Raw genomic sequence first — 11,374 nt, forward strand, 5'->3', positions numbered from 1 at the left:
GTCAGGTGGGCAGCCGCTCCAGCGAGTTCCGTACCCGGCTGCCCACCTGACGCTGGACCCGGGCGCCCTGGCGGAAGAACTGCATCTTGTTCGAGTGGTTCTGCCGGTTGTAGGCGACCTGGTGGGCGGTGGTGACGCTGCGCTGCTCCTGTTGCGCCACGTCCGCCAGCCAGGCCCGGTACTCGTCCTCCCAACGGCGGCGGGCCGCCGCCTTGGCCGAGAGGAAGCCGGCGTAACCGTCGCCGTACCGGCGCACGGCGTGCCTCGCACCGTCCACTTCGAGAATCGTGCTGGTCACCCGGTCGAGGAACGTCCGGTCGTGGCATACGGCGACCACCGTGCCCCGGTGCGCGCGGACACGTTCCTCAAGCCACTCCAGCGACGGCACGTCCAGGTGGTTGGTGGGCTCGTCCAGCAGCAGCAGTTCGGACTCGGACGCGAGGGCGCAGGCCAGGGACAGACGGGCCAGCTCCCCTCCGGCGAGACTGTCGATCCGACGACCGTGGTCCAGCCCGCCGAGGCCGAGTTCGGCGAGCGCGACGCGCACCCGGGCGTCCGCCTGGTAGCCGTCGCGTGCCTCGAAGCGGGCGACGAGCTTCGCGTACGCGTCGAGGGCCGGGCCGTCGGCGTCCGTCAGCCGGTGCTCCGCCTCCTCGATGAGTCGCTCCAACTCACGGATGTCCGCGAGCGTGTGGTCGACGAAGCCGGCGACGGTGGTGTGCGGAGGCAGCTCGACACGTTGCCCCAGCAGAGCCGTGCCGCGTTCCGTCTGCACCGTCACCTCGCCGGTGTCGGGTGACTCCCGCCCGGACATCAGGCGCAGCAGCGTCGACTTGCCGGCGCCGTTGTCGCCGACCACGCCGACGACCTCACCGGGGCGGACGGTGAGTGAGACCTGGTCGAGCACCACCTGGCCGTCGTAGGCCTTGGACACGTCCTGAAGACTGAGCTGGAAGGGCATCTGTGGGTCTCCTGACGTCGACTTCTGGCGACTGTACACCGTATAAGAGGGTCGTGTGGGCGCCCGCGTCAGCCACGTCAGCGCCATGTGGACGACCGGATCGACACTCGGCTCGCGCGCGTCAAGACGCCTCCGTTGACGGCCGGCCAGGGTGACGGCGCGGCATGCACGGCGCACGGCCTATCCGATCCAGGAGAGACAACCGATGACCAACGACATCTCTGCCGGCATGCTCACCGACGTTCGGCCGGCGTCCGCCGGCACGGAGCCGGCAGGCGACGCCCCCACGCCCGCCCGGCGGACGCCGCTGACCGAGGAGCAACTCGGCCTGCTGGTCGAGCACCGCGCGAACCCCGCGGCCTCCCCGTACAACGTGCCGCTCGCCGTCGACCTGCGCGGCCCCCTGGACCCGGCGGCGCTCGACCGGGCACTGACGGCCCTGACCCGACGGCACCCGATGCTCTCCGCCCGGGTGGTCGACGACGGCGGCCTGCCCGAACTGGAGCTGCTCCCCGGCCGGCGCCCGCCTCTGGAGCGAGGCGACCGTCCTCTCGGCACGGATGCCCGGGCGACCGGCTGCGACAGCACCATGCTGCTGGCCACCGCACGTCGCGAACTGGACCTGGAACGGGACGGCGTGCTGCGAGCCGTACTGCTGCGGCACGACGAGCGACACCACACCCTGCTGCTGGTCATCCACCACCTGGTGCTCGACGGCGAGTCCACCGGCATCCTGCTCGCCGACCTGGTGGCCGCCTACCAGCACGGCGAACTCCCGACCGAGGGCCCCGCCGAGTTCGCCGACTACGCCGCCGAGCGTGCCGAGACCGCGGGGCGGGAGGACCACAGGGCGCTGGAAGCCTACTGGCGGGAAAGGCTCAGCGACGCCGACACCGTCGTCGACTTCCCCCTGGACACCCCCCGCCCGGCCGAGAGTCCGGGCGGAAACGCAGCCGACGGTGCGCCGCGCGAGGGCCTGGTGTCCGTTGAGGTGGACGCCGCGCTCTCCGCCGAGATCAGCCGGTTCTCCCGGGAGCACCGCGCCGGCTCGGCTTCCGTGCTGCTCGCCGCCTACCTCAAGGCGCTGGCCACCTACGCCCGCCAGCAAGCGCCGACCGTTGCCGTCCCGCTCGGCGTCCGGGGCGATCTGCGTTTCGAGGAGACGGTCGGGTACTTCGTCCGCACCCTCCTGGTCCGCTGCCCCGACCAGGGCGAACTGACCGCCGCCGACTTCGTGTCCAGGGTCCAGACCGAGCTCGCGCGGGCCGTGGACCACTCCCGCCTGCCGTTCCCCCGCATCGCCAGGCTGCTGCCGGGCGCCGACCGCGCGGCACCCGACGAGGCGTTCAACTGCACCTTTGTCATGCACAGTTGGGCAGACCCATCGGCCTCCGCCGAGGGCCTGCGGCTGCCGAACGGGCTGTGCGTACGGTGGCGAGAGGACGTCCCCACCCCGGGCCTGGGCCTGCTCACGCTGGAGCTGTACGAAGGCGAGGGCCGCGTGCGCGGACGGCTCAAGTACGACGCGGCGCGGATCGCGGCCGGCACCGCCGAGGCGTTCACCGACCACGTCCTCGCGCTGGCGGCGCAGTTCGTCCGCGAGCCCGGACGCCCGGTGCTCGAACTCGACGGCCTCAGCGGCCGGGCCCGCGCGACCCTCGACCGACTCAACGCCACCGACCACCCGATCCCGGACGTCGACGTCGACACTCTGATCCGCCGGCGCGCAGCCGACCAGCCCGACCTGGTGGCTGTCGAGTTCGGTGATCGGACCTGGACCTACCGGCAGCTCGACCAGCATGTCGACGCCTACGCCGCCGGCCTCCTGAGCCACGGTGTCCGCGCCGGCGACCTCGTCGGAGTGATGGTGCCGCGAACCGACGAGGCGGTCGCGGTACTGCTCGCGGTGCTGCGCGTCGGCGCGGCCTACGTACCGATCGACCCGGCCCATCCGGAGGCCAGGCGGCGGCATGTCGTGGACAGCAGCGGCATGCGGACCGTCCTCGTCGACGCGACTACCGAGGACCTCTGCCCCCGCGGGCCCGACCCGGTCCGCGTCGAGACCCTCGCCGTGCCCCGGTCACTCCCGACGGCGGCACCGAGCGCGGGCGGTCCGACAGCGGACAGCGCGCTCCACGTCCTCTACACCTCCGGTTCCACCGGTCTGCCCAAGGGCGTTCAGCTCAGCCACCGGGCACTCGCCACCGATGTCCTCGCGGCCGTACGACACTTCGACGTCAAACCCAGCGACGCCATGCTGCTGAAAGCGCCGTTCACCTTCGACGTGAGTGCCCACGAGATGCTGGTCGCACTCGTCGCCGGAGCCAGACTGGTGGTCGCCCCGCCCGACGCCGAACGCGACCCCGACCTGCTGGCCGAGACGTTGGACCGGCACGGCGTCACCGTGCTGCACCTCGTACCCTCCCAGCTGAGGCTGTTGCTCGACGCCGAGGCCTTCCCCGCCAACCGCACCCTGCGGACGGTCGTCAGCACCGGGGAGTCGCTGCCCAACGAACTGCGCGTGGCCTTCGAAGCCCTGCACCCGGCTCGCCTGCACAACGCCTACGGGCCCACCGAGACCTCCTACTCGACGGTCTTCTCCTGGCCACGCGGGGACGACGGCCTGTGGACGCGCCGCGCGGAGGTGCCGATCGGGGTCCCCTTCGACAACATCCGCTGCCACGTACTCGACGAGCGGCAACAGCCTCTTCCTCCCGGGGCCCCGGGCGAGCTGTGGATCGGCGGCGGCACCGTCTCGGACGGCTACCTGGGCGACCCGGAACGCACGGCGGACCGGTACCGCCTGCTCGACCTCGGCGACAACCGCCCCGGTCCGGTCTACCGGACCGGGGACCTGGTCAGGCTGCTGCCGGACGGGTCGTTGACCCACCTCGGCCGACTCGACGACCAGGTCAAGATCAACGGAAACCGGGTGGAGCTCGGTGACGTTCGGGCGGCGGTGATGGCCGTGGCGGGCGTCACGGACGCCACAGTCCAGGTCTCCAGGCACGCGGCGGGCAGCCTCCAGCTCACCGCATACCTGGTGCCCGCCGAGCTGGACGTCGCCGCCGTCCGGCGGGAGCTCCGTCGGACACTTCCCTCCCACATGGTGCCGGCACACCTCAGCCCGGTGGAACGCATCCCACTGCTCCCCAACGGCAAAACCGACCGCCAGGAACTCGCCAGGATCGCCGCCGCGTCGGGCAACCATGAGAACGCCGCACTCCAGAGGGCGGCGCAGCCGCCGACCGAGGAGTCCCCGCGACCTCGAACCGGCGAAGCCCCGCAGCCACGGGCCGAGGAAACGGCACCGCTCCGGGCCGGCGACGCCGCGCCGGTCCGGCAGGCCGACAACGCCCGCGGCGTACTCCCGGCCCTGCGCCGAGTCTGGGCCGAGCTCCTCGGCTCCGCCGCCGACGACGCGCAGTTCTTCGAGGCCGGCGGCGACTCCATCCTCGCCATGCAGCTCGTCTCCCGGATGCGCCGCGAAGGCCACACCCTCACCATCCGGGACGTCTACCGAAACCCCGTGCTCGCCGACCTCGCCGACCACCTGGACGCCGTCGCGCCCCCGTCCACGGACACCCCCGCGCGCACGGCCGGTCCCGCGCCGGCACCCGCCGGCGGCCGACCGCTCGCCCCCGTACAGGCGTGGTTCTTCCGACACATCCGGACCGACAACCACCAGTGGAACCAGTCCGTCCTGCTGGAACTGAAACGGCCTGTGGAAGCCGCGGCACTGCGCCTGGCGCTCCAGGCCGTCGTCACCGCGCACCCGGCGCTCTCCGCGCGCTTCGAGCCCGGTGACGGCAGCCACGGCACCGGACGCATGCTCGACGGCGCGCCCTTCGCCGCCGAGCCGCCACGCGAGGTGCTCTGGGAACGCGACTACGCGGGAGACCGCGAGCTCGACGAGGTACTCGAAGCGGTCGAAGGCAGCCTCTCCCCGCTCGACGGTGTCCACGTCCGCGCCGTCCTCGCCCACGACCGTGCGGGCGGCGGCGACCTGCTGCTGATCGCGGTACACCACCTCGTCGTGGACGGAGTCTCCTGGCGCGTCCTGCTGGAGGACCTGGAGCAGGCCCTGGACGCGCTCGCCGACGACGCGCTTCCCGTTCTGCCCCCCGAGGCCTGCGGCTACGGCGAGTGGGTCGACAGCCTGCCCGCCGTGGCAGGACGGCCGGGCGAGGCAGAGTACTGGCTGGCACTCGCCGAACGCCGCGCCGCGGCGCACACACTGCTGCTCACCACGCCCGCCCCGGACGAACAGGACATACGCCGTGTCGAGTTCTCCCTGGACGAAGAGGCGACCCAACAGCTCATCGGGCCCCTGCCCAAACGCCTTGGCCTGCCCGTCCACCATCTGATGACCGGAGCCTTCGCCCAGGCGCTCGCACGGTGGCGAGGCACCTCCACCGTCACCTTCGATGTGGAGACGCACGGCCGACACGGACGCGACGACCTCTTCCGCACGGTCGGCTGGTTCACCGCCATCCACCCCGTCGTGGTCACCGCCGCACGCGTGCGGGACCCGGAGGACTTCGTCAGCGAGGCCGGCCGGGAGCTGAGCGCGGTACCGGAGGGCGGCGTCGGCTTCGGCGCCTGCCGGGAGTACTCGTCCGACACCCGGGTCCGGGAGACCCTGCGCGAACTGCCGCCCGCCCTTGTCTGCTTCAACTACTACGGCCAGGCCGACCAGCTCAGCCCGGCCGGCAGGTTCCACATGTCGGGCCGGCCCATTCCCCGTGAGCACTCGGCCCACTGCGAACGGGTCTACGGCATCGAGGTGTACGGGATCGTCCACGACGGGCGTCTGCGGATGGGCATGACCTGGGTCCCGAGCCCCGCAGACGGCGTCGACGAGGACGCCGTGGAAGCGCTCGTCGCGCAACTCCGCTGGGTGCTGGCCACGTTGTCCGGGGCGGATCCCAGGAACGTGCTCTCCACCGAGATCACCGCCCCCGGACAGCCGGCGGCCGAGCGCCGCCGGAACCGCGGGGCCCCGGCCGCCCCGCGCCGGGAGACCGTGCCGGTGACCGCCCAGCAACACGGCCTGCTCCTCGACGCACTCGCCCACCAGGGCACCGGCCGCTACGTCGAACAGCTCCACTGGCGTTGGCACGGGCCCCTCGACACCGAGCGGTTCACGGCGGCCTGGCACGCCGTCTTCCGCACCGAGGCCGTGCTGCGCAGCGCGTTCGACTGGCAGGAGGCGCCCCGGCTCGTGCTGCACGACCACGTGCGACCGGAGGTGACCCGCCTGGCCCACGGCGACGCGGACTGGGACGCACTCCTCGAAAGCGACCGACTGCGGGGCTTCGACCTGCGACGACCCGGGCTGCTGCGGGCCACCGTGCTCGACGACCAGCCCGCGCCGGACGGCGGCACCTCCGCCCGCGTCCTCCTCACCTTCCACCACGTGCTGCTGGACGGCTGGAGCGTCTCACTGCTCATCCAGCGCTTCTACCGGGCCTACCTCGCGGGCGGAGAGCTGCCGAACGGGGAACGCCGCCCCGACGTCCGCGACTACTCCCGCTGGCTGCACGCGCAGGAGACCGGCCCCGCGCGGGAGTTCTGGTCCGAAGCGATTCCCGAGGGCCCGCTCGCCATCCGGCCCGGGCTGCCCGGCGAGCCGACCGGGCAGCGCGGTTCCGGACGGGCCCAGACCAGGCTGACCTCAGCCGAGGCAGACCGGCTGCGAACCTGGGCGGCCACTCACGCCGCCACCGAGAGCAGCGCGCTCAACACCGCGTGGGCACTGCTGCTGAGCCGCCTCCGTGGAACACCGGGGCCGGTCCGGGTCGGCTTCGGCGTCACCGTCTCCGGACGGGGCATCCCGTTGGACGGCGTCGAGGGGCTGCCGGGACTGCTGATGAACTCCCTTCCGATGGCCGTCGAGGTCGACCCCACCTCGACCGTCCCCGCGCTGCTCGCGGCCCTCCGCGACAGGGCCCTGGACATGGCCTCGTACGAGTGGGTCTCCACGGGGCAGATCCACGAGTGGAGCGGGCGGGAGGCCGGCGAGCGACTTGTGGAGAGCCTGGTCGTCCTGGAGAACTACCCACGCTCCCAGGACGGCCTGGAAGCCGCCCTCGCCGAACACGGCGTGCGCGTCGAACTGCCGGACGCCGCCGGCTCGGAGACCGCCTTCCCCGTCAGCCTCCTGGCCTACCGGGACATGGACGGCGGCCTGGTCCTGGCCGCGGTGCACGACCGGGCCCGACTCGCGGACGCCGACGCGGCCAGGCTGGTCGAGCTGTGCGCGCGTCTGCTCGTCGAGCTCCCGCAGCGCGCGGACGACCAGACGACCGTCGCCGACGTGCTGGAGACGCTGCCCGACAGTGCCCTGCCGCGGATGGCCGAGCGGGCCGAGCCCGAGGCCGATCGCCGGAGCGGGCAGCAGTGGCCGAAGGGCGTCGACGTCCAACCGCTCGTCGAGGCCTGGCAGGCCGTCTTCGGCAGCCGGAAGGTCACCGCGGGGGACCACTTCTTCGAAGCCGGCGGCCACTCGCTGCTCGCCATGAAACTCCTGCGGGAACTCGCCGACCGCACCGGCCGCAACCTGCGGCTGGACGACCTGCTCAGCCACCCCACGGCCGGCCAGCTCGCCGAACTCCTCGCCGCGGAACCGCCGGAGAGCGGCGGCGGGGTGCTCGTCCCGCTGCGTGAGGGCACCGACCCGGACGCCGGCACCGTCTACCTCGTCCACCCCCCGGGCGGACAGGTGGCCTGCTACGCCCAGCTGGCCCGCTCCTACCAGGGCCCTGAGCGGATCGTCGGCATCCGCGATCCACGGGTCGACGACTCCGAGCCGGAGCACCTGACGACCACGCAACTCGCCGACCTCTACCTGGACAGCCTCCGACCGGCGCTGGAGGCCGGGCAGCGGGTGGTACTCGGTGGCTTCTCCGGCGGCGGGGTGATCGCCTACGAGATCGCCCAGCAGGCCGCCGCCGAGGGCTGGCAGCCGCCGCTGGTGGTGATGGTCGACGCGGGCGCCCCCGACGGCGAGCTCACCGACGCCGACGCCGACGGCTCCTTCGCCGCGCGACTCCGGGCCGTCGCGGAGGGCACCACCGCCCGGCCGGGTCACGTAGCCGAGCCGGTCGAGACCACCGAGGGCCGGGACAGCGTGGCGGCCAAGACCACCGACACCCCCGCCGAGGAGCCGGCCGACGCCGACGCCTACCTCGCCGAACTCGCCCAGATCGCCGACTGGATGCGCGGTGACGGCGGCGGCGACCCGGTGGCGCTGATGGCCGACTGCGTCGAAGCCGTCCAGCGCTACCGGCCCGAGCCCTACCCGGGCCCCGTCACCGTGCTACGGGCCGGCGACACCGGCTTCGGCAGGGGCACCGAGTACGACGAGTCGGACCGCTACCACGGCCGCCCCGGCCTCGGCTGGGAGGACCACTGCGAGGACCTCGCCATCCGCGTGGTGCCCGGCAACCACGTGACGATGATGACCGGCGACAACGTGCGGACGCTCGCACGCGTGCTGGCCGCCGCCGTCCGGAACTGACCACCAGCAGCAAAGGAGCCACCACCATGGCGCAACCTCCGAGACGGATGACGCTCGCCGGCATCATCGACGGGCCGGGCGGCCACGTCGCCGCCTGGCGCCACCCGGCCACCAAGGCCGACGCCCAACTCGACCTGGAATTCCACGTCCGGAACGCGAAGACCCTCGAACGCGGCCTGTTCGACGCGGTGTTCATCGCCGACATCGTCGCGGTCTGGGGAACCCACCTGGACTCGCTCTGCCACACCTCCCGTACGGAGCACTTCGAACCCCTCAGCCTGCTCGCGGCCTACGCCACGAACACCGAACACCTCGGCCTGGCCGCCACCGCCACCACCACCTACAACGAGCCGCACCAGGTGGCCCGCCGGTACGCCTCCCTCGACCACCTCAGCGGTGGCCGTGCGGCCTGGAACGTCGTCACCTCCGCCGCACCCTGGGAGTCCGCCAACTTCGGACGTGACACCCACCTGGAGCACGGGCGGCGCTACGCACGCGCCGAGGAGTTCATCGACGTCGTGAAACGGCTGTGGGACACCGCCGGGGACCCCGAAGACGGCAGCCCGGGGGCCCCGTTCCACCACCGAGGCGACCACTTCCAGACCACCGGGCCGCTGGACGTCGTACGCCCGCCGCAGGGCCGCCCGGTCATCATCCAGGCCGGCTCCTCCCCGGTCGGTCGGGAGTTCGCCGCCCGGCACGCCGAGGTGATCTTCACCAGGCACAACCAGCTCGGCGACGCCCAGGACTTCTACACCGACCTCAAGTCGCGGGTGGCCGGCCACGGCCGCGACCCGGAGCGCGTCCTGGTCTGGCCCACCCTGGCGCCCATCGTCGCGGCGACAGAGGCCGAGGCCCGACACCTACTGGCGGAGCTTCAGGAACTGGTCCCCGACCACGTCGCTCTGCGCACCCTCCAGGACTTCCTGGGCGTCGACCTCACCGACCACCCGGTGGACGGCCCCGTACCCGACATCCCCCACACCAACCAGTCCCAGAGCACCACCGAACGCCTCGTCGGCCTCGCCCGCCGGGAGAACCTCACCATCCGGGGCCTCGCGCTGCGACTGATGGGCGACATCCTGGCCGGCACACCGGAGCAGATCGCCGACCACATGGAGTCCTGGTTCACCCAGGGCGGCGCCGACGGCTTCAACATCGACTTCCCGTACCTGCCCGGCTCCGCCGACGACTTCGTGGACCACGTCATCCCCGAACTCCAGCGGCGCGGCCTGTACCGCACGTCCTACGAGGGCACGACCCTGCGCGACAACCTCGGCCTCGGCCTTCCCGCCCGCCCCCAGAAAGCAGGTGCCGCGTGACCTCCGGCCAGCGGAACGCTCCCACCACCCTCCTTCTGGCGGCGCTCACCTCCCGCCGCGTCGGCGCCCCGCCCGCCGACCCACGCACGCTGATCGAGACCGCCCGCGCGGCCGAGCAGGCCGGGTTCACCGCCGCGCTCCTGCACGACACCCCGTCCGAACACCCCGGTCGCGTCGAGGCCGGAACACTCGCCGCCGGCCTGGCCGCCGTCACCCGCGACCTCGGCCTGATGATGTGCACACCCCCGAACGAACCCGCCCCCTACCACCTGGCCCGGATCACCGCCTCGCTCGACCACCTCAGCGGCGGCCGCGCGGGCTGGTGCGTCGCGGCGGGCGGCGACCCCTTCGACGGCGGCCGCACCCGGCTGACAACTGCGGAACAGGCGGCCACCGCCGAATACGTCGAGGTCGTCAAAGGCCTGTGGGACAGCTTCGACGACAACGCCTTCACCCACGACCGCGCCACCGGCACCTACTGGCGGCTCGACGCCGTCCACCACCTCGACCACCGCGGCGAGCACTACGCGGTCGCCGGGCCGCTGAACGTCGCGCGTCCCCCGCAGGGTCACCCGCCCGTCGCCGTCACCGCACTGTCCCAGGTGGCACAGGCGGACCTCTTCCTGCTCGACACCACAGACGTCGACGAGGCCGTCCAGCTGGGCGAGCACGCGCGAACCGCTGCCACGGCCGCCGGCCGGGCGGCCGGAGAACTCAGGGTGATCGCCACCCTGCCCGCCGACGCCGACGCCGACGTGGTCGCGGGATGGACGGCAGCCGGCGCCGCCGACGGATTCCTCCTCCCACTCGACGACGCGGACAGTCCCTTCCTCGTCACCGTGGTCCCCGAACTCCGCCGTCGCGGCCTGCTCCCGGCGGTCCCCACCGAGCCTGCGACCCTCCGCGAGCGGCTCGGCCTGCCCCGCCCGGCGCGGACCACCACACCGGCCGAGGTCTGAGGAAGGAGCAGCGATGGAGACCCTGGTCATCACGGGCAGCACTGCCACCGCGTCCACCACGGCGCGCCTCGCCGGAGCGATCAGCCGGAGCTTCGAACAGCGCGCGCCGGGCGTCTCGGTAACGCACCTGGACCGGCGGCTGCTGCGTCTACCCGGGCTCGACGCCGACGCCTACCAGCACGGCGAACTCGCCCTGTCCCCCGACGTCCGCGAACTGGGCGACCGGCTCGCCGCGGCCCGCGCGGTCGTCCTCATCACCCCGGTACAGCACGGCAGCTACTCGGGCGCGCTCAAGAACCTCCTCGACCACGCCGCCCGGTCCGCCCTGCGGGACCGCCCGGTCCTCCTGGCCGCGACCGGCGGAACGCTTCACCTGGGAGCGTCCGCCTGTGACCACCTGCGTGCGGTCGCCCGCTCGCTCGGCGGCTGGACCGTGCCCACCCAGGTCATCGTCGAGCGCGCTGAACTGCTCACCGCCCCGCTCCCGAGGCTGACCGCCCGGATCGACCGAGCGGTGGACGAAGTCGTGCTGGCCGCCCGGATGTTGGCCCCTGCGGCAGCCTGACCGCCGCGACGTCGGGAGCGTCGTGCCGTCCGCCCGTTCCAGGCC

The 11,374-nt window shown here is 72.9% G+C and carries 5 protein-coding genes; 4 read left to right on the plus strand and 1 reads right to left on the minus strand.

Features of this window, described 5'->3' with window-relative positions; genetic code table 11:
• Nucleotide 1: 1 nt before the first annotated feature.
• The gene (locus tag GL263_RS12645) at nt 2–961 is read right to left on the minus strand and encodes an ATP-binding cassette domain-containing protein (RefSeq protein WP_182855763.1); all 960 of its coding nucleotides are present in this window, start codon (nt 959–961) and stop codon (nt 2–4) included.
• Nucleotides 962–1,166: 205 nt separating this feature from the next.
• Between GL263_RS12645 and GL263_RS12650 the strand changes: the two genes are divergently transcribed.
• From GL263_RS12650 to GL263_RS12665, 4 genes are read left to right on the plus strand one after another with little or no spacing between them, the layout of a single operon-like run.
• Complete coding sequence (locus GL263_RS12650) at nt 1,167–8,483, plus strand: non-ribosomal peptide synthetase (protein WP_182855764.1); 7,317 nt, start codon at nt 1,167–1,169, stop codon at nt 8,481–8,483.
• A 26-nt stretch (nt 8,484–8,509) separates the two neighbouring features.
• Nucleotides 8,510–9,805, plus strand: a complete 1,296-nt coding sequence (locus GL263_RS12655; protein WP_182855765.1) for an LLM class flavin-dependent oxidoreductase — start codon at nt 8,510–8,512, stop codon at nt 9,803–9,805.
• Nucleotides 9,802–10,764, plus strand: coding sequence for an LLM class flavin-dependent oxidoreductase (locus tag GL263_RS12660; protein ID WP_182855766.1), 963 nt, complete (start codon nt 9,802–9,804; stop codon nt 10,762–10,764). The genes GL263_RS12655 and GL263_RS12660 overlap by 4 nt, the downstream gene beginning before the upstream one ends.
• Before the next feature lie 13 nt (nt 10,765–10,777).
• On the plus strand, nt 10,778–11,329 hold the full coding sequence (locus tag GL263_RS12665; RefSeq protein ID WP_182855767.1) for an NADPH-dependent FMN reductase: 552 nt from the start codon (nt 10,778–10,780) through the stop codon (nt 11,327–11,329).
• Nucleotides 11,330–11,374: the final 45 nt, after the last annotated feature.

The organism is Streptomyces durbertensis (assembly GCF_014156695.1).
Classification (GTDB): Bacteria; Actinomycetota; Actinomycetes; order Streptomycetales; family Streptomycetaceae; genus Streptomyces; species Streptomyces durbertensis.